This is a genomic window from Rhodococcus sp. KBW08 (assembly GCF_003852455.1).
Lineage (GTDB): Bacteria > Actinomycetota > Actinomycetes > Mycobacteriales > Mycobacteriaceae > Rhodococcus_F > Rhodococcus_F baikonurensis.
In genome coordinates this window covers 1-19,798 of the sequence record NZ_QAJJ01000026.1, presented here as the reverse complement: position 1 = coordinate 19,798, position 19,798 = coordinate 1, and the positions used below count along the sequence as shown (strand labels likewise).

15 protein-coding genes are annotated in these 19,798 nt (G+C 62.5%); all 15 read right to left on the bottom strand.

Going from position 1 to position 19,798, the window contains the following annotated elements:
* Positions 1–43 precede the first annotated feature (43 nt).
* A complete protein-coding gene (locus DBV08_RS28775) occupies positions 44–1,711 on the bottom strand; it encodes a sigma-54-dependent Fis family transcriptional regulator (protein ID WP_124569665.1) in 1,668 nt (555 codons plus the stop codon).
* Positions 1,712–1,715: 4 nt separating this feature from the next.
* Positions 1,716–3,353, bottom strand: coding sequence for an AMP-binding protein (locus DBV08_RS28770; RefSeq protein ID WP_124569664.1), 1,638 nt, complete (start codon positions 3,351–3,353; stop codon positions 1,716–1,718).
* Positions 3,354–3,560: 207 nt separating this feature from the next.
* Positions 3,561–4,838, bottom strand: coding sequence for an MFS transporter (locus DBV08_RS28765; protein ID WP_095970468.1), 1,278 nt, complete (start codon positions 4,836–4,838; stop codon positions 3,561–3,563).
* 331 nt (positions 4,839–5,169) lie between these two features.
* A complete protein-coding gene (locus tag DBV08_RS28760; protein ID WP_031333095.1) occupies positions 5,170–5,709 on the bottom strand; it encodes a hypothetical protein in 540 nt (179 codons plus the stop codon).
* A 142-nt stretch (positions 5,710–5,851) separates the two neighbouring features.
* A complete protein-coding gene (locus DBV08_RS28755; protein WP_124569663.1) occupies positions 5,852–7,150 on the bottom strand; it encodes a haloacid dehalogenase-like hydrolase in 1,299 nt (432 codons plus the stop codon).
* 82 nt (positions 7,151–7,232) lie between these two features.
* The gene (eutC, locus tag DBV08_RS28750; protein WP_021343527.1) at positions 7,233–8,006 is read right to left on the bottom strand and encodes an ethanolamine ammonia-lyase subunit EutC; all 774 of its coding nucleotides are present in this window, start codon (positions 8,004–8,006) and stop codon (positions 7,233–7,235) included.
* Positions 8,003–9,427 carry an ethanolamine ammonia-lyase subunit EutB gene (locus tag DBV08_RS28745; protein WP_019744243.1) on the bottom strand — a complete coding sequence of 475 codons (1,425 nt, stop codon included), beginning with the start codon at positions 9,425–9,427 and terminating at the stop codon, positions 8,003–8,005. Before DBV08_RS28745 ends, eutC begins: the two co-directional genes overlap by 4 nt.
* On the bottom strand, positions 9,424–10,896 hold the full coding sequence (gene eat / locus DBV08_RS28740; protein WP_003941913.1) for an ethanolamine permease: 1,473 nt from the start codon (positions 10,894–10,896) through the stop codon (positions 9,424–9,426). The genes DBV08_RS28745 and eat overlap by 4 nt, the downstream gene beginning before the upstream one ends.
* 165 nt (positions 10,897–11,061) lie before the next feature.
* Complete coding sequence (locus DBV08_RS28735) at positions 11,062–11,622, bottom strand: DUF779 domain-containing protein (RefSeq protein WP_021343525.1); 561 nt, start codon at positions 11,620–11,622, stop codon at positions 11,062–11,064.
* 91 nt (positions 11,623–11,713) lie between these two features.
* A complete protein-coding gene (gene adh / locus DBV08_RS28730) occupies positions 11,714–13,237 on the bottom strand; it encodes an aldehyde dehydrogenase (RefSeq protein WP_007730158.1) in 1,524 nt (507 codons plus the stop codon).
* 143 nt (positions 13,238–13,380) lie between these two features.
* Positions 13,381–14,694 (bottom strand): helix-turn-helix domain-containing protein, encoded by a 1,314-nt coding sequence (locus tag DBV08_RS28725; RefSeq protein ID WP_007730155.1) that lies wholly within the window; start codon positions 14,692–14,694, stop codon positions 13,381–13,383.
* A gap of 105 nt (positions 14,695–14,799) precedes the next feature.
* Positions 14,800–16,281 (bottom strand): mycofactocin system GMC family oxidoreductase MftG, encoded by a 1,482-nt coding sequence (gene mftG, locus DBV08_RS28720; protein WP_124569662.1) that lies wholly within the window; start codon positions 16,279–16,281, stop codon positions 14,800–14,802.
* Entirely contained in the window at positions 16,278–17,675 is a 1,398-nt protein-coding gene (gene mftF, locus DBV08_RS28715) for a mycofactocin biosynthesis glycosyltransferase MftF (protein WP_124569661.1), read from the bottom strand. The genes mftG and mftF overlap by 4 nt, the downstream gene beginning before the upstream one ends.
* Positions 17,676–17,772: 97 nt before the next feature.
* Positions 17,773–18,465, bottom strand: coding sequence for a mycofactocin biosynthesis peptidyl-dipeptidase MftE (gene mftE / locus DBV08_RS28710; RefSeq protein ID WP_019744248.1), 693 nt, complete (start codon positions 18,463–18,465; stop codon positions 17,773–17,775).
* Positions 18,466–18,567: 102 nt separating this feature from the next.
* Positions 18,568–19,798, bottom strand: a 1,231-nt coding sequence (locus tag DBV08_RS28705) for an HNH endonuclease signature motif containing protein (RefSeq protein WP_148090795.1), incomplete at its 5' end; no start/stop codon positions are given.

Here is a 19,798-nt window from a genome sequence, read left to right as displayed (position 1 = left end):
TGCTAACTGTCCGAACTTTGTACAACTGGAATCGGACAGAAAATTACACAGTGATGTCGAGAGCCCGCATGCGTGTGTAGAGGGTGCTTCGGCTGATTCCGAGCTGTGCCGATGCGTGAACCTTGTTGCCGCCGCAGTCTTTCAACGCTCCGATGATCGCCTGACGCTCGGCCTTCTCCCGCCCGGCCAACCGCGACACCTTGGTGGTGGTGCGATAGTCCTCGGGCAGATCTGTGACGTCGATGCGATTGCTCGAGCGATCGTCCGAGGCGTGATGGAGTACGACGCGCAATTCGGCCAGATTGCCCGGCCAACTGGCCGCCGCGAGCGCTTCGGCGGCGCTGGCGGTCAACCTCAGTTCGGGCGAGATCCCCTCCAACATCGCCTGCGCCAACTCGGCGATCTCGGCTTGTCGCTCGCGCAGTGGGCTGATGGCAATTCTGGAGGCACAACGCGAGATGAGCGACGCGATTGCCGGCGGTAGATCCGCGACCGCGCCGCTGGTCAGTACGATCCTCGGCCCCTCGGCGCTGGCATCGATCAGGTCTGCAACAAGCGGCAACACCGAGTCCGGAAGGAGTTGGACCTGTTCGATCACCACGACGCCCGAACGCTTACGAGCGGCTCGCACGAGATCGGTGACCCATTGCTCACGGCCGTCGAACGCGATTCGCGTGGCATCGAGCCAACTCGCATCAACGCTGCCGACGACGTCTGATGCTGCCGAGGTTCGGCCGGAACCCGCTTCACCCGAGATCGCCACGGCGGTAGAACCCGCCCGCGCTCGCAACAGGTCTCGGCGCAGACGCTCGCCCGGAGACGGTGCACGCTCGTGAGTTCGGCGGATCGGTGCCCGTTCCCGCTGGAGCGGTTCGACCAGGAAGAGCGCACCGCCGTCGGCGCCGGAAATCCGGTCGGCTTGAACTCGCGCCAGCGCACCGGACGCCAATTCGACTGTCACCAATCGTGATTGGTCCGGGTTGAGGTCGGCAATCAAGGAACGCAGCGATACGTGGTCGGCGGTGTCGAGCAGATCCAAGGCGGTTCGGTTGCTCAGCAGGATGTCGTCACCGATGGCCGCGACGGCAATGTGGCGTTGATGTGACACTCGCTGAAACGCGTCGACCAACCGCTGCTCCGACGCTTTGGAGCCTTCGAGCAGCCGTTTCTCGATGTCTGCTGCCGCACGCGCAAGGAAGGGCGCGAACAGTGGGTTAGCCTGCGAGACAACGCCGGTCATGTCGAGAATGCCTTCGACGCGACGTGTGACGGGATGCAGGATCGGCTGGCCGTAGCAACTCAATCCCTTGAGGCTGTCGAGAAAATGCTCGTCACCGTGGATCACGACACTTCGTCCGACCTCGAGCGGCGTACCGAGCGCATTGGTGCCGGCGTGCTCTTCACCGAAGCGTGAACCGTTGACAACACCCAACCGCTCGATCGTCCGCTCGACGCGGCTGTCGGAGTACACCGAGGCCACCACTCGGCAATCCCGATCGGCCAGCAGCACACAGAACCCGGTGCCCGCGATCTGTTGCGACACCTCGTCGAGCACGGGTGCGGCGGCCCGGAGTAGACGAGACTCGCCGTCCTGCTCCTCGGTGTCCACGGCGATTGCCGACGACGGATCGAGGCCACTGAGTCGAGAGCGCTTCCAGGAGAGCGCGATCTCGGGGCGTACCGGCTCACGCTCCCCTGGGTTCGCGGACATACTCTCAGGCCTGACCGATCAGTTCGATCGCCTGTTCTCGCATTGCGATCTTGCGAACCTTGCCCGTGACTGTCATCGGGAACTCGTCCACGACATGGACGTACCGTGGAATCTTGTAGTGCGCGAGTTTGCCGGCGCAGAAGGCACGGACCGAATCGGCGTCGAGATCGTCTGCACCTTCGCGCATCTGGACCCACACCATCAATTCCTCGCCGTACTTTGCGTCTGGCACACCGATGACCTGGGCGTCGAGAATGTCGGGGTGGGTGTAGAGGAACTCCTCGATCTCACGCGGATAGACGTTCTCACCACCGCGAATGACCATGTCCTTGATGCGTCCGGTGATGGCGACGTACCCCGCCTCGTCCATGACTCCGATGTCTCCGGTGTGCATCCACCTGGCAGCGTCGATCGCCTCGGCAGTCTTCTCCGGGTTCTCCCAGTAGCCGAGCATGACCGAGTAACCACGCGTGCACAGCTCACCAGGTTCGCCGCGCGGCACCGTCAATCCTGTTGCCGGATCGACGATCTTGATCTCGAGGTGCGGCCCCACCCGCCCGACCGTTTCGGTGCGTTGCGCGATCGAATCGTCGGAGCGAGTCTGCAGCGACACCGGCGACGTCTCCGTCATGCCGTAGCAGATGGACACCTCTGCCATGCCCATCCGATCGATGACCTGCTTCATCACCTCTACCGGGCAGGGCGAACCAGCCATGATGCCGGTACGAAGGCTCGACAGATCGAAGCTCTCGAAGTCCGGCAAAGCCAACTCTGCGATGAACATCGTCGGAACGCCGTAGAGAGATGTGCACTTTTCGGCCTGGACGGCTTCGAGCGAAGCGCGCGGATCGAATGCCGGGCCCGGAATGACCATGGCAGCACCGTGACTGGTGCACGCAAGATTGCCCATCACCATGCCGAAGCAGTGGTAGAACGGCACCGGGATGCACACCCGATCGATTTCGCTGTAGTGGCACAACTCGCCGACGAAGAAGCCGTTGTTGAGAATGTTGTGGTGGCTGAGCGTCGCACCCTTCGGGAAACCGGTAGTGCCCGAGGTGTATTGGATGTTGATCGCATCGTCCGCCGACAGCGCAGCCTGGGCAGCTGCAAGCGGAGCCGGATCGCTTGCCTGCGCCGCCAACCCGTCTGCAAGCACGGCGTCCCACTCGGGTGAGCCGAGCAAAAGCACCGAAGTCAGATCCGGGCACTGCGGCCGCACTGTCTCGATCATCGACGCGTAGTCCGAGGTCTTGAAGCTGGCCGCCGACACCAGGGTCGAGATTCCGGCCTGCTCGAGCACGTACTGCAACTCGTGCGAGCGGTATGCCGGGTTGATGTTGACCAGGATCGCCCCGATCTTTGCCGTCGCGTACTGCGTGAACGTCCATTCCGGGCAGTTGGGAGCCCAGATCCCCACCCGATCACCCTTCCCCACACCACGGGAAAGGAGTCCGGCAGCGAGCCCGTTCACCTGTTCGGCGAACTCTCGGTACGTCCATCGTCGACCGCTGGCATGGTCGATCAACGCATCACGGTCACCGTGCGCGGCAACCGTGCGATCCAGGTTGTCTCCGATGGTGTCGCCCAGCATCGGACCGTCCCATACTCCGGACGTATAGCTGGGCAGCGGCGTACTCATGTGTTCTGTCCTCTCCGGTTACCTGTTCAGGCACCTATGAGAGGGGCCGCATCGGCGGACCCTCTCATCTACGAATTTACTCGATTCGGTGTGATGCACGACATACTTCCCGGTGCAGGGTGTCCGTAACTGTTCGAAGTCCGGACACCCCACCCGACTACTGTGCGCCTTTATCAACCGCCGGCGGTTAATAAAGGCGCACAGTGGTTACAGCGCGTGGTCCTTGGTCTCGACGAGCGCCCAGGTGCAGACAAGACTCACCACACCGAGGATTGCCAGCATGATTCCGATGGCCATGCTCCCGTAGGCCGAGGCCAGCGGTGCGGCGATCAGCGGCGGCACTGCGCCGCCGAGCACTCCGGCGAGGTTGTAGCCGAGGCCGGCACCGGTGTAGCGGTAGCGGGTCTGGAACATTTCCGGAAGCAGCGCACCGCAGGGGCCGTACGCGATTCCGAAGATCATCAGCGTGCCGAACATTCCGAGGATGAACGCGATCGGTGTTCCGGTGTCCAGGAGCGGGAACAGAACGAGCGCCCACACCACAGCCAGACCACAAGAGATCATGATGACCTTGCGACGCCCGATGCGGTCCGAGTACAAGGCGGAAACGATGATCGCCGCACCGAAGACGAAGGCCGACGCGATACCGACCGACAGAACGAACGGACGAGAGAAGCCGAGGGTCTTGGTTCCGTAGCTCGTGAGGAACGCCGTGCCCATGTAGAAGAACGCGAACAGGCAAGCGAGGGCGCCGGCCGAGAGCAAGATTTCCTTGGTCTGGAATCGCCAGGCATCCAGGAACGGGAGGGTGCGCGGTGCTTCGTTCTTCTGCTCGGCGACGCGCTCTGCCTGCTCCGCCTTGAAGACCGGGGTCTCCTCGATAGCGAGTCGCATGTAGAGGCCGATGCCGACCAACACGATGGAGAACAGGAACGGGATACGCCAGCCGTAGTCGAGGAAGGCCTGATTGGTATCGCCGAGAACAGCGCCGGTAATGAGGAAGGTACTGCTCGAGAGAACGAAAGCGATTGCGGGGCCGAGCTGCGGGAACATCGCATACAGACCACGTTTGCCCGGTGGGGCGTATTCCGCGGTGAGCAGGGTTGCGCCCGCCCATTCGCCACCGACCGCGAAGCCTTGGCCGAATCGCAAGAGCACCAGGATGATCGGAGCCGCAACACCGATGGTTGCCGCACCGGGCAGCAAGCCGATCAGGAGCGTCGAGATACCCATGAGCAGGAGCGTCGAGATCAGGGTCTTCTTGCGACCGATGCGATCACCGAAGTGTCCGAACAGCATTGCGCCGACGGGCCGCGCGATGAATGCGACTGCGAAGGTCGCAAACGATGCGACGGTTCCCGCGGTGGCACCGAGCGCGGGGAAGAATACCGTCGGAAAGACAAGTGCCGCAGCGGTTCCGTAGATGAAGAAGTCGTAGAACTCGATGGTCGTGCCGATGCAGCTCGCGATCGCGACGCGCCGCACACTGGTGGTGTTCTGCGGGGGTTGCGTCGCACCTGCGGCACTCGCACCCCCGGCGCCGGCGGCACTGGTGCCGCCCGTGGGAGAGACTGTGGTCACTCGATTCCTCCGTGGTCCCGTGGTGTCGCCCTGTGGGCATCACCGTCGATAAGAGGAAAGGTAGTGATGTGGCTCACCCCCGCACTACCCCCGAAAGGGGGTGAAAGTGATCTGAGTCGCGACTTGTATGCAATGGTAACGAGTTTCACGGCCGCTGACATGCCACAGGCCGTCCGATTCGTTCTCACGAATCGGACGGCCCATTGTGAACGGCGTCAGGGTAGAACGCTACGGATCAAGCCTTACCGGCAGCCCCGAACAGCTCCTGACGGATCTCCCCCCACACCGTGGCATAGGAGTCGATGATCGGTTCCGAAATCCACTTGGACTCCCCCGCTTGAACTTTCGCGAGAGCGTCCGAGAAGAGATCCTGGTAGCGAGACAACCGCGGAACGAAAGCCGACAGATCGTCGAACAGGTTTGCCGCCCGGCGATCCAGCTCTGCAAGGGAATCCGCGTCTGCGCCGTCGACGAGTGCGACGAACTCGGCGTCCAAGGGAAGGAACGCCTCGTACACCTCACCGATGGAGTCCTCGTCGATCGAGACCCGCTCAGCGTCCAACTGATCTTCGAGTTCTGACAAGCCCTTCTCGGTCAGGCTGATGGCGTCGTCCGATTCGACCGCTTTGCCCTGCTCGACAAGTGCGTCGTACGCAGCTTGACCGGACGATGCGCTGACGCCCAAGTGCTCGGCCAGGACCACCGCTCCGACCCGCTCCTTGAGACGTACTGCTTGAAGCAGCGCCAATTCGTCCACGTTGCCAGCGAAGGCCATCGATTTCTCCTACTCACGTGCCGCCTCTGCGGCTCCAGCATGTCAGCGGACACCCACCGGTTTCCGCAGCCCGACAAAGGGCTCGACAGAATCAGATCACACGCTGATCGATCGTTGTGAAGTCACTGCGACAAGCCGCCTATCAGGCAACGGAATCGACCTGATCGGGGATCACGCTGCCGTCCGCACGAGTCACGGCGCCTTTGGCCCCGGCCGCGTCGGTGTAGGCCTCGGTCGAGCAGTGATAGGGAGCATCCGCCTGTGCTTTCGGTTCGATGAACATGGGGTTGACCAGCCATTTCCCGTCACTGTTGTCGTAGGCGTTGCACATCAGTTCGGGATTGTTCCGGTTGATCACCAGACGCGCACCGGTCGCATCTCCGAGAAAAGTCACGTCGGTGACGGAATCACCGGCAGCAAACACCTGACGCCGATCGGCAGGCAACTGCTCGAACGCCGTAAGCCCTTGGACCCCGAAGACAACCTCGTTGACCTGGCACCGCTTGCCGTCGATGTACGGAATGACCGAGTCGTCACCGTCCGCAACGCCACCACATCCACGCAGGCGCCCGGACAGAACCCCGCCCTCGACGATGGGACGCACGCCCATCACGTGATCGGCGCCCAATCCCAGCTGTTCCGCCCAGACTCGAACAACTGGTTCAGCCGAGGCGGAGATGATCCGCACGTCGAACCCATGAGCGCCGAGAGACTTCACCAAATCTTCGATCTGCGCGTAGTAGCGCACCGAGCCGTCGACCTCCGTGGTACCGACGGTCTGATCGGATCCTTCTGCAGCAGCGAGATTCTCGGCTCGCGCTGCGCGCGCGTACTCGGTGACCTCATCCTCGGTGTGCCCCGCCATCAACTGCACGGCCCACGCATACGCGGCCTTGGTCCGGCGGTGATCGTAGCCGTCGAATGCGGCCTGACCGTCGCGCGTCTTCTCCTCGAGCACCGCAACGATCTCGTCCGCGCAGTCGACGTCGGTGCTGGTTGCCAGGGGTTGACCCGGGGCGGTCTCCGAGCCACACGCGGCGGAAAGGGCGGCAGCGCCTGCTGGAGTCATGAAGCGACTGGTGGTTACCCAGTCGCCCCCGGCGGGCTGTAACACCTTGTTGTTCTTGATCATCCAGAATGCAGTGGCGCTTCCGATGTCGTTCTTGACAACTGTGTTGTCCCAGTCGAAGAGCGCCAACGGAGCACCGCCATCGACATCACCCGCAGCTCCACACGTTCCGAACTCCGTCATCATGGCATCCAACCTCACACGGTTGTCGCCGTACCACGCCAGACTGGGATCCAACGCCGAGCAGGATGAATCACTCTGCGCCGCATCCTCTTTCGTGGCACTCTCGGCCGAACTACATGCAGTTGCACTCAACAGGACACTACCTACGGCCAACGCGCACAGGGCGCGGGCATGCAGCGAACGGAACATCGATTCCCTCATTTTCGTCGTGATTCGGGTACGACGGCATACCCGAGTGTCGATCGACCCGGGTATGCCGTGCAGCTGTCAACTAATCGAGCGTCAACACTTCGCCCGACGCAACGGCGTCGGCGCGAGAGGTGTCCTTGAGGTCGACACCGGAGCGGCCCAATTGGCGCGCTCCCGCCACCAGCCCAAGGACAACACGAGCAGCCTGCTCGTATCCGAGACCCTCCGGTGGGTGGACATTGGAAATGCAGTTTCGATCCGCGTCGGTGCGACCGACGCGCGGGAGGTGAGTCAGATAGATACCGACGCTGTCCGCAACGGAGAGCCCTGGACGTTCGCCGATCAGGACGATCGCCGTCTGCACTCCCATCGCTGCGGCGATGTGATCGCCCAGCGCCACACGGGCGTTGGTAGCAATCACGGGCGGCGCGATGGAGTACCGCTCCCCCAACAGCGTGACCAACGCGGACAGGAGTTGCTCGCCGTGGTCCATCAGTGCTCGCGGGGAGAGTCCGTCGGCGAGGATGAACCCGATTTCCTTGTCGGAGCTCGAGATCGCGCTCAGGTCCGCGGGCCGGCGCCCTAGGTCGGGCCTCCGGAGATACTCGCTGCGGGTGGAGACGCTGCTCGCGACCACCACCGGAGCCCCGATACCCACCCCTTCGACCCGACTGGCGAGAGTCTCGGAATCGAGAGGCTCGTGGACCGCGTCGCGAGCTGCGGCGTGCGCCGCCTTGAATTCGAGAACCCGCTTGGTGGGCAACGAATCACCGGCGCGGCCCAACCCGATGCGCGATTGTGTGGTCTTGCGCAGTGGACCCCAGAAATCGAGGATCGGTGCCTGATCTTCTGTCATGAGTTCACCGTCAGAGCCCGCAGCGGCGACATCTCGGCATCGATCGGAAGAACCCGACCGTTTGCGTCGGTCATCCCCAAATTATGGAGCCAGGTCTCGAACTCCGGGGCAGGCTGCAAGCCGAGAACCTTACGCACGTACAGCGCGTCGTGGAACGCCAGACTTTGATAGCCGAGCATCACGTCGTCGGCGCCGGGCACCGCGATCACGAACGCCGCGCCGGCGACGCCCAGCAAGGTGAGCAGGTTGTCCATGTCGTCTTGATCGGCTTCGGCGTGGTTGGTGTAGCAGACGTCCACTCCCATCGGCAGCCCGAGGAGTTTTCCGCAGAAGTGATCTTCCAAGCCCGCGCGAATGATCTGCTTGCCGTCGTAGAGATACTCGGGACCGATGAAGCCGACCACGGTGTTGACCAGCAACGGTTCGAGATCACGTGCCACGGCGTATGCCCGTGTTTCGAGCGTCTGCTGATCGACCGGGGCTCCGCCGGTGCCGTAGTGGGCACCTGAACTGAGGGCGGATCCCTGCCCCGTCTCGAGGTACATGACGTTGTTGCCGACCGTCCCGCGGTTCAAGGAGCGCCCGGCCTCGTTGCCCTCACGCAGGAGCGGAATATTCACTCCGAAACCGGAATTGGCGCCTTCGGTACCGGCAATCGATTGGAAGACCAGATCGACCGGCACCCCCGATTCGATCAGTCCGATCGTGGTGGTCACGTGCGAGAGCACGCACGACTGAGTCGGGATCTCGAATCTCTGACGGATGTCGTCGAGCAGGTGGAGCAGATCCGAGGTGGCCTGGGGCGAGTCCGTCGCGGGGTTGATACCGATGACGGCGTCGCCACATCCCATCAGGAGACCGTCGAGCGTTGCCGCCGCAATGCCGCGTGGATCGTCCGTCGGGTGATTCGGCTGGAGTCGAGTGCTCAGCCGTCCAGGTAGCCCGATGGTCGTGCGGAACCCCGCGGTGACCGTGATGGCCTTCGCGACGGCGATCAGGTCCTGATTGCGCATGATCTTGCTGACCGCGGCAACCATTTCCGGGGTGAGTCCTGGACTCACGGCGGACAAGCGTGCGGAAGCTTCCGGCGCCGACGCAGTCTCGAGCAGCCAGTCCCGCAGTCCGCCAACCGTCAGGTGGGCCACCGGTGCAAAGGCGAGGCGATCGTGGCTGTCGATGATGAGCCGAGTTACCTCGTCGTCCTCGTACGGAACCAACAGATCTTCGAGGAATACGGTCAGCGGAAGGTCAGCCAGAACCCATTGGGCAGCAGCACGTTCGGCGTCGGAGCTTGCCGCGCATCCGGCGAGCTCGTCGCCCGAGCGCAGCGGTGTCGCTTTTGCCATCAGATCGACGAGACCGTCGAACGAGTAGTTGGTTCCGGATACCTGCTGGTGATACTTGGCCATCCCGCGACTCATCCCAATTCTTCTTCCGCCTGTGCAAGTACAGCAAACTCCTCGTCCGGCGAGTTGGCAACAAGGTGGTGGCGACTGTAGAGACCGAAGTACGCCATGAGGACTCCGAAGGCAACCAAGGTCAACAGTGCTGCAACGGGATCGACCAGGAAGGTGGCCACCACCGATACTGCCGCGATCACGAGCGCAAACGAGGTGGTGGCGATACCACCGGGCGTACGGTACGGGCGCGGCATGTTCGGCTCGCGCTTACGAAGGACGATGTGACTCACCATCATCAGGACGTAGCTCACTGCCGCGCCGAACACGGCCATGTTGAGCAACATGGCACCTTCACCGGTGAGTGAGAGCGCGAAGCCGATGATTCCGGGAACGACGAGAGCGAGAGTGGGTGCCTTGCGCTTGTTGGTCACCGACAGGTTTTTCGGCAGGTAACCGGCGCGGGAGAGCGCAAACGTCTGACGGGAGTACGCGTACATGATCGAGAAGAAGCTCGCGACCAGACCGGCGAGGCCGATGTAGTTGACGGCCTTCGCCGCTCCGCTGTCCCCCAGTGCCTCGACGAGCGGATTTCCGGAGGTCGACAGGGCGTCGGCGCCGAGCGCACCGGTGGCGAGGAAGAGAACCGTTGCGCCTGTGACGATCAGGATCAACATGCTGATGATGATGCCGCGGGGTACGTTCTTCTCCGGCTCACGCGCTTCCTCGGCGGCCAGTGGCACACCCTCGACAGCAAGGAAGAACCAGATCGCGAAGGGCACGGCGGCCCAGATTCCGAGCAGACCGAACGGCAGGAACGACGAAGATCCGACCGCGCTGGTGTCGACGGCGATATCGGTGAGGTTGGACGAATCGAAAAGGCCGACAGCCGAAACCGCGAACACGACCAGGCCGACGAGTGCAATGGCGGTGATGATGAACATCGCCTTGAGTGCCTCACCGGCGCCGGTGAGGTGAATGCCGATGAAGATCGCGTACACCGCGAGGTACACCCACCACCCGTCGGTGATCCCGAACAGGTTCAGGGATTCGACGTATGCACCGATGAAGGTCGCGATCGCCGCGGGCGCGATCGAGTACTCGATGAGAATTGCTGTGCCGGTGGCAAATCCGCCCCAGGGCCCCATGGCCCGTCTGGCGAAGGTGTATCCGCCACCCGCGGCCGGAAGCGCCGACGACATCTCGGCCATACCGAGCACCATCGCCAGGTACATACCCGCGATGACAACCGCCGCGATGAGAAGGCCACCGAAACCACCTTCGGCCAGACCGTTGTTCCAGCCGGCGTAGTCGCCGGAAATCACATAGCTGACGCCCAACCCCGCAAGCAGCACCCACCCTGCTGTTCCCTTTCGGAGTGTTCGTTTCTCCAGATACGAATTGTCTTCCGCATGGAAGTCTGCGCCGTCGTGGTGTGCACCCGCGGCACCGGCGTTTTTGCCGGTTGCGTGGTCGGAAAGAGACATGTCCATCCTCTGAATCGGTCAAGAATGAGACGACGCACGGTGGATGCGTCGCGTGAAATGAACGGTATGTGGGCGATGTGCGGAGAAGGTCGCCTGGAGATGACCGTGCTGTTAACTGGCTGTCATGTGCGCGGCCCCGAGTCTGTTCAGATCTTCTTCAGGCGGCCGTTCTCAGGATCGGGCGGCCGTGCCCGGCACCGGGCAGGCATCGACGGCCTCGGCGACCACCTGGGGAACCGTCGGAGGCAAAGGTCGCACGCCCGCTTCCCAGTCAGCGCCTACGAGAATGCTCGACGCGCCGAGTGCTTCGTTTTCGTCCGGTGTGAATGCCCTTGCTCGACTGAGGAATCTGAATCCCTCAGGAGACTCCAGGCTGAATCCACTACCGCGGCCGGGCACGACGTCCAGCACCAACTGGGTGTGCTTCCAGGCTTCGAACTGTGATCCGGAAATCCAGACCTGGACTGCGTCGGTTCCGGTGGGAAGGTCTTCGGGAATCTCCCCGACAGCAAGTCGGAGATCGACGATTCCGAGTAGTACGTCGCGGTCCCCGACGATGAATTCGCCTGAGGGATAACACATCGGGGCCGAGCCGTCGCAGCATCCGCCGGATTGATGCATCATCAGTTCGCCGTGAGTCCCGCTGAGGCGGCGCAGGAGGTCAGCCGCCCCAGCGGTGGTCACCAACCGGGGTGGAACGGCGCCGGTATCGGGTGTGTCCGTGGCGCTCATTCCAACCTCCGTGTGTTTGTGCAGGTTTCGCGTGTTGCAGTCGTGCTCACCGGCACCCGCAGCGAGGGGCTCACGGGTGCCGGTGGGTCGATCAGAAGAAGCCCTGAGCCTTCTGGGCGTAGCTGACCAGGAGGTTCTTGGTCTGCTGGTAGTGCGAGAGCATCATCAGGTGGTTCTCGCGGCCGATGCCGGACTGCTTGTATCCACCGAAAGCGGCGTGTGCCGGGTACTGGTGGTACGTGTTGGTCCAGACGCGACCGGCCTGGATGTCGCGGCCAGCGCGGTACGCAACTCCGCCGTCGCGGGACCAGACACCGGCACCCAAACCGTAGAGGGTGTCGTTGGCGATTTCGATGGCCTCGTCGTAGTCCTTGAACGAGGTGACCGAGACGACGGGTCCAAAGATCTCTTCCTGGAAGATGCGCATCTTGTTGTTGCCGGTGAACACCGTCGGCTGGACGTAGTAGCCGCCGGACAGGTCTCCGCCGAGTTCGGCCCGCTCGCCGCCCGTGATGACCTTGGCGCCTTCGGCCTTGCCGATCTCGATGTACGAGAGGATCTTCTCGAGCTGGTCGTTGCTGGCCTGCGCACCGATCATGGTGTCGGTGTCGAGCGGATCCCCTTGGCGCACAGCCTTCGTGCGGATGGCCGCCATTGCGAGGAACTCGTCGAAGATGTCTTCCTGGATCAGCGAACGTGACGGGCAGGTGCAGACCTCGCCCTGGTTGAGGGCGAACATCGTGAAGCCCTCGAGTGCCTTGTCCTGGTAGTCGTCGTTGGAGGCGAGGACGTCGGAGAAGAAGATGTTGGGGCTCTTGCCACCGAGTTCGAGGGTCACGGGGATGAGGTTCTGCGACGCGTACTGCATGATCAGGCGACCTGTGGTGGTTTCACCGGTGAACGCGATCTTCTTGATACGCGGGCTCGACGCCAGCGGCTTGCCGGCCTCGACGCCGAAGCCGTTGACGATGTTGAGAACACCGGCAGGCAGCAGGTCACCGATGATGCCGATGAGGTGCAGGATCGACACGGGTGTCTGCTCGGCAGGCTTGAGCACGATGGCATTGCCGGCAGCGAGGGCGGGAGCAAGCTTCCACACGGCCATGAGGATCGGGAAGTTCCACGGAATGATCTGGCCGACTACGCCGAGCGGCTCGTGGAAGTGGTACGCCACGGTGTCGGAGTTGATCTCCGAAAGCGAACCTTCCTGTGCGCGAATGGCTCCCGCGAAGTAACGGAAGTGATCGATGGCGAGAGGAATGTCGGCGTTGAGGGTCTCGCGGATCGGCTTGCCGTTGTCCCACGACTCGGCGAGTGCGATCGATTCGAGGTTCTCCTCCATTCGATCAGCGATCTTGTTCAAGATGATCGCGCGCTCGGCGACCGAGGTCTTGCCCCAGGCCGGAGCTGCTGCGTGCGCTGCGTCGAGAGCGAGTTCGATGTCTTCTGCGGTGGAACGAGCCACGTCACAGAAATTCTGTCCGGTCACCGGTGTCGGGTTCTCGAAGTACTGACCCTTGACCGGAGCAACCCATTCGTTGCCGATCCAGTTGTCGTATCGAGACTGGAAGGACATGATCGCGTCGGCGGTACCTGGGCGGGCGTACACGGTCATTGCAAGCTCCTATGTAAACGTGATCTTCCTGGGCGCACCCACCAAAGCGGTGACTGCAATCCCACCCCCCGGTGGGGTGTGATTCACAACACTAGGAGTTGCAACGTTGCAAGTACGTTGCGTGCGAGAAACGCAGATGATTCTCAGATGCCCAATTGGCGGTCGAGGAGATCAATTCTTGCCTGGACCTGTGAATACAGCGGAGATTGAGGATCCAATGTGGACAGGTAGGCCTCCCACACGACGGAGTCTTCGCGCCCGTGTACGGACGTGGTCCACCGGGCCAGAAGGTTGGCGTCACCTCCACGCAGTAGTGCCGCCTGAACCCTGGTGCGTAGCTCTTCCCGCACCTCTTCGATGCCGGGAGAGGCCGAGCCTGCCAGCACCGGGCCCGAATACAGTTTCATCGCCGTCGCTGCGTCTCCGCGATCCAACGCTGCCCGCACGTCGCCGACGTCTGTCGTGAACTCCGTGATGATCCGATAAGGACGCGAAGCCAAACGGTCGGCACCGAAAACCTTACGAAGACGCGACATTTCCGCACGAATGGTCACTGCGTCGAGTTCACCCTCGTCGAGCAGGACCGCAAGGTGGTCGGAGCTGAGACCCTCCGGATGTTCGGAGAGCAGAAGGAGAATCTCGGCGTGACGCTGCGAAATCGGGATGCGGTCACCGCCTCGAACCAGCGTCGGCCGGCCTGCTCCGAATGTTTCGAGGCGCGGAGCCGTGGCGCTGAGCGGGATGGGCGAGTTCAAGAGGTGGAATCGCAATTCCGATTCGGCGGCCGCAACAGTTGCACGGATCAGTGACAGCACTTCGGGAACCGCGACCCTGGGACCACCGGTGATGTCGATGGCACCGAGGATTTGCCCAGTGGTGGGATCGTGGACGGGTGCGGCCGAACAACTCCAGTCGTGCACGGTTCGGTTGAAATGCTCGGATCCGAATATCTGTACGGAGTGATCGAGAGCAAGAGCCGTTCCCGGCGCATTGGTGCCGACACGATCTTCGCTCCAGTCGGCGCCTTCGACGAAGTTCATGGACAACGCCTTGTCCTTGGCCGAATTGTCACCCTCCACCCAGAGCAATCGACCATGTGCGTCGCTGATCGCGATCAGCAATCCGGTCTCGGCAGCATCCTCCACCAGGAGTTTCCGAATCACCGGACGAATCAGTGACATGGGATGCGCGGAGCGATATTTTTCGAGCTCCAACCCTTCGAGCATCTCAGGGTTGCCGACAACATCAGGATTTACTCCCTTGTTGCGGCTCCGCATCCAGGACTCGAGCACGACCGAACGGACATGGGAGTCGTCGGTCAGCCCTTGGCCGGGCACGCCGCGGGCATCGATGAACGACTGATGGGCAGACGAAAGTCGCCGCGCAAGTAACGCGACGTCATCGCCTGGCCTGACCGCCACCCACGGGTTGCCAGGCACAGCCTGTTCACGTGCCATATTTTGCGTTCCTCCGCTCCGTGGACCACTGTAACGCCGATCACAGCCCATAGGCGAGAACGACCATTCGGTATGACTGTCGACCTAGCCTGCCGCCCCTCGCGGTCACTCGTCACCGAGCAGGATGGCGCTTGCTCGTTCCGCGACCATCACCGCGGTCGCGTGTGGGCCGCGGGTCGGGATCGTCGGCAGGATTGACGTGTCAACAATACTGAGTCCTTGCGCGCCGATCACACGGCACCGATCATCGACGACTGCGAACGGGTCCGATTCGGCACCCATCACGCAGCTACCGGACATGTGCAAGGACGTACCGAGGCGAGATTCGATCCACTCGTCGGTGTACTCCACGACGGGGCGGTCGATCAACCCGGTCTCGGCGATCGACTCGAGAAGGTTCTCGGCGATCTGCATTCCTTCCCGAATGGCTGCTCGATCGTGCGTCGACGCGACGTAGTTGTATCGAATACGCGGTGCCCCAGCGGGATCCCCCGATGCCAGTTCGATACTTCCCCGGCTGCGCGGCGCCATGAGAACCACTCCGACGCCGTGATCCATACGAGGCACACCGGGAACCAAATCCGTGAAAGATGCGGTGTACGGACGGATTTCAAGCTCGGCTAGATTGAGAGCAGTCTCCAGCACCGGTGTCTGCGAGCGAATCGTGCGAGGCGTCGAAAAACGGTAGGGCAGCAGCACTTCCGGATGGTCGACGAAGTTCTGTCCGACGCCAGGCCTGTCGAGAATGACGGAAACTCCTTGCTCTGCAAGTTGTTCCGCCGGACCGACACCGGAATTCAAGAGGATGTGCGGCGTCGCCACGGCACCCGAACACACGATCACGTGGTCGGCACGAATGCGTCGGACGTTGCCGTCGTCGAGAACGTCGACGCCGATCGCACGGGTTCCCGAGAATACGATGCGAATGACGTTAATTCCGGATTGCACCCGCAAATTCGGGCGGTGCAACGCCGGCATCAGATACCCGATCGCAGTACTGATCCGACGATGATCCGCCACGTTCAGTGGCACTCGGCCGACGCCGAACGAGTCCGGCGCATTCTTGTCGACGTCGTCGGGAAAGCCCGCTGCGAGCGCTGCCGCCTGGAATTCGCCGCTCAGTGGATGCAGTTGGTCCCACGCTCGACGCTCGACCGGGATCGGACCGGCCGTCCCGTGGAACTCGCCCTCGAAATCACGATCCGTCTCAGACTTCTTGAAGTACGGCAAGACGTCGTCGTAGCCCCATGAGCTCGGCCAATTCTCGAAATCTGCACGGGTCGCGCGGGTGAAGTACGCACCGTTGACGGCCCCGGACCCACCGAGTGTCCGCCCGCGCGCAATCGTGGACGCCCGACGCGGTGTCAGTTCGACCGGATACGTCCACGTGTATTCGCTCGCAGGTCCGACCGGCAATCGGTACGGATCACCCAGGACGTCCGGAAGTTCGAGCGCCGAACGATATCCACTTCCCGATTCGAGGAGCATCACCGTGGCGGATGGATCTTCACTGAGCCTGGCTGCGACGACGCAGCCACACGTGCCACCACCGACAACCAGGAAATCTGCGTAGTCGGCTTCTGTCACTTGGTGATTCGAGGTTTCAGTGCCGCCCAGTCACGGGCGTCGAACGCACCCCGCCAGAGTCCGGCTCCATACGCGATGTCGTCTGCTCGTTTGAACAAGACGTACCGAACCGGACCCAACCCGCCCGGCTCACGGTGGCGATACCAGTCCACCACACCTTCGGTAACGGCCGCAGCGACGGCCAGTCGCCGAATTCGACGGGAGGCGATCACCGCCAAGAGCGTCACGGGCCAGTAGTGACGACACATCGCCGAGGCGAGTTGCCAGAATCCTCCGACAAACCCCTGCGCAGTGAGGATCGCTGCGATCCGGGTGGGCTGACTCAGGCCGTTGAACATCTTTCGCAGGCGATACACGGTGAAGAGCAGTGCGCCCAACGCACCCGCAAGACCGGAACGGGTCAGTGTTGCGGCGGCGATGCACGCGAAGAGCGTCGAGAACGACATCGCCATCGGCGGAACCGAACCCTCGTGTCTTGCAGCCAACGGCGCCGCACCCGTGCCGTAGAACGCTCTCCTGGCGAACCACTTGTTGAACTGAACTCGATGATCGTGGGCGACATGCGCTACCGGTTCGTACCGCAGTCGCCAACCCGCAGCCTGCAGTCGCCAGCAGAAATCGACGTCCTCCGCTACTTCGAGACTCTCGTCGAAACCGTTGCATTCGAGCGCCACGTCGCGCCGGACGATCACGGCCGCGCTGGGGACATAGGCGACCGGACTGCCCGACTTCACCGCAGCTTCCTTGCGTCCGAGGTCGAGCGACGATCGCATGTTCTCGTACCGCGCCAGCGCCGTCCCGTACGGATCGAGGGCGACGATGCGGGGTGCAACAAGGGCAACCCCTGGATCGCTGAAGTGGCCCAACATCAACTCGAGCCAACCGGCACGCGGTATGACGTCGGAGTCGAGGAAAGCTACGAAACGTGTTTGGGCCGAACGCAATCCCGAGTTTCTCGCTGCCGATGGTCCGCGGGCGCTCTCGTGCCGCACCACTGTGATGGTGCCGGTGCCCGGGCAGGCGCGACGAGGCTCCACCGGCACTTCCGAACCGTCGTCGACAACGATGACGGTCAGATCCTTGAGGACGGGCAGCAACCGTTCGACGCCGGCCTGGTTGTCCTTGACCGGAATCACGACGGTGACATCGGCAGCGGACGGCGTCGACATCGGACGAGGATTCGCAACGCCTGAATCAAGGAGGTGCCGAGCAACCGCAGCGCTCTGCTGATCGACCACCTCGAGGAAGCCGTCGCCGATCATCGCCGCAGCCGTCGGAGCCAGCTTGAGCATCCGTGTCGGAGAGCCGCCGATGAGCACCCGGCCGCCCGAGTACGTGCGCACCTTGGGGTCCAACCGAATGCCGAAGCCGTCGGGGAGTCTTGCTGGTCGCATCAGATGATCGTAAGGGACGTAGCCCGTCGTGCTGCAACTCGTCGCAGCCTCGAAAGCCGTCGCAGGTGGACCGTCCGCCCCCACTCGGTCGTGGTCGTCACCGAAGCCTCCCATCTGGACCAGGCTCCCACCGGGCCAGTCCATCCGTCACGCGTCCTACCAACTCACCGAAGATGTATGCGCCGTCTTCGGCGGTAGCCCCGACTGGATTGCCGAGAACGCCGTTTTGCGACACAGCGACCATACCGCCCGAACGCATTCCTGGCATCAGGTCCGCGATAGGAGACAAATTTCCTGTCTCAGCAAGGCTCATGTGCACCAAATCGGGCGAAAGGTGCAGCAATAGGCTCGTTTCAGTGTGTCCCGCGTGCGCATCGGCACCCGCAACAGCGCACGGCACCCACGCGGCGTCACGTCCCTCGTATCGAAGAAGTGCCACAGCTTTGGCCAGCGCGGGACCGTTTCCGCCGTGGCCGTTGACGAACAGCACCCGCTTCGTCCATCTGAACGCCGACCTTCCGTATTCCACGACGAGGGTTTCCATGGCCTCGGCACCGATCGAAATCGTGCCGGCAAACCCTTCGTGTTCGCCGCTCGCCCCGTATTCGATGGCCGGTGCCACGACGACGTCGGGCAGAGCCTGTGCGACTGCTCTCGCGATCCGCGTGTCAGTATCGAGAGGCAGGTGCGGTCCGTGTTGTTCGAAAGAACCGACCGGGACCACGACGGTGAGCGCAGTGCCCTCGAGCGCGGGACTCGGGATGGCAGCAAGGTCACGCGGAGAACTCATCCCTCGATGGTATTGGTGCCGGCCCCTCCCACCGCAACACAGCATGCGGATACACCGGAGCATGGTTGTGCCCCGGTGTATGAGTTTTCAGTGGGCCGCGGTTCACGCCGCTGTCGGTGGACTGTTCCCGCCGATCGGCTGTTGATACGGATCGATCGACATCGGCGGATAAAACACCGACTTCCGATCCGCTCCGATCTCCACCCGCCACTCCGTGTGGTGCATCGTCCGATGATGATGACCGCACAACAAGATCAGATTATCGAGATCTGTTGGGCCACCGTCATTCCAATGAACAATATGATGGGCATCGCACCACCCCGACGGAGTCCCACACCCCGGAAACGCGCACCCACCATCACGAACTGCCAACGCCCGCCGCTGCGGCACCGTCGCCGTTCTCGCTTCCTTACCGCAGTCGAGCGGAACACCATTCTCGTCCAACAAAATTCGGGTGACGGTACAGTCGCAGGCCAACATCCGGGCAGTATCGATACTGATCGGGCCCACCCAATCCGTCCACGCGAACCCCAACTCCTCGGTCGACGGCAGCAAGTCCTTCAACGCTTGCAGGTCTGTCATGTCTTTCGCACTGGCCGTTACCGTGATGTGCGGTTTCACCCCACCCTCGATCGGACCCAACCCCGCCCGCTCATACCGCCGCAGTAGTTCACAAAACCCGTCCGCGCGTCGTAAAGCCGGAGTGCGGGTGTCTTTGACGCCGTCCTTCTCCGGTGTCGGAGCGGACAGGCTAGACAACAAGGTGATCAGACGGGCCCCGTTCACAGCATCCAAGTCACCCTTCACAGTGACCCGCCCGTACAAGCCTTTCGAGGCATAGAACTCATTCCGCTCCGAATCCTCGCCGACCGGGACCCCGTCCTCGCGTGTGCCGTACTGCTTCTCGATCCGGCGAATCGCTGCCCGCACCGCATCACAATCCGCAATATTCTTCGACGCCAATCTCAACAGGATTCCGCGGGCCTTGTCCACATCCGCCAGCGACATGTTCTTCGGCGGATGCTGACAAAACGACGCCACCTGACGGGCCTTCAACGCATCCACGTCACCACGATGAAAAGCATCCGCCACCACCGGGTCGAGCATCAACAACCGCGCCAACCCGACCAGCAGGCTGCACTCACCGATCTCCAGATTCGTCGACCCGTGCAACCACTGCGCGATCGCCCGAAAACCCTTCCCGCCGAGAACCTCCCGGGAAAACATCTCCACGATCAGCAACACCATCCGCGACTGCAATCCGTGCCGGACACGCACCAGATCCAGACCCTCACCCTTGATGTACTCACCATCCAGCTGCCACGCATCCCGA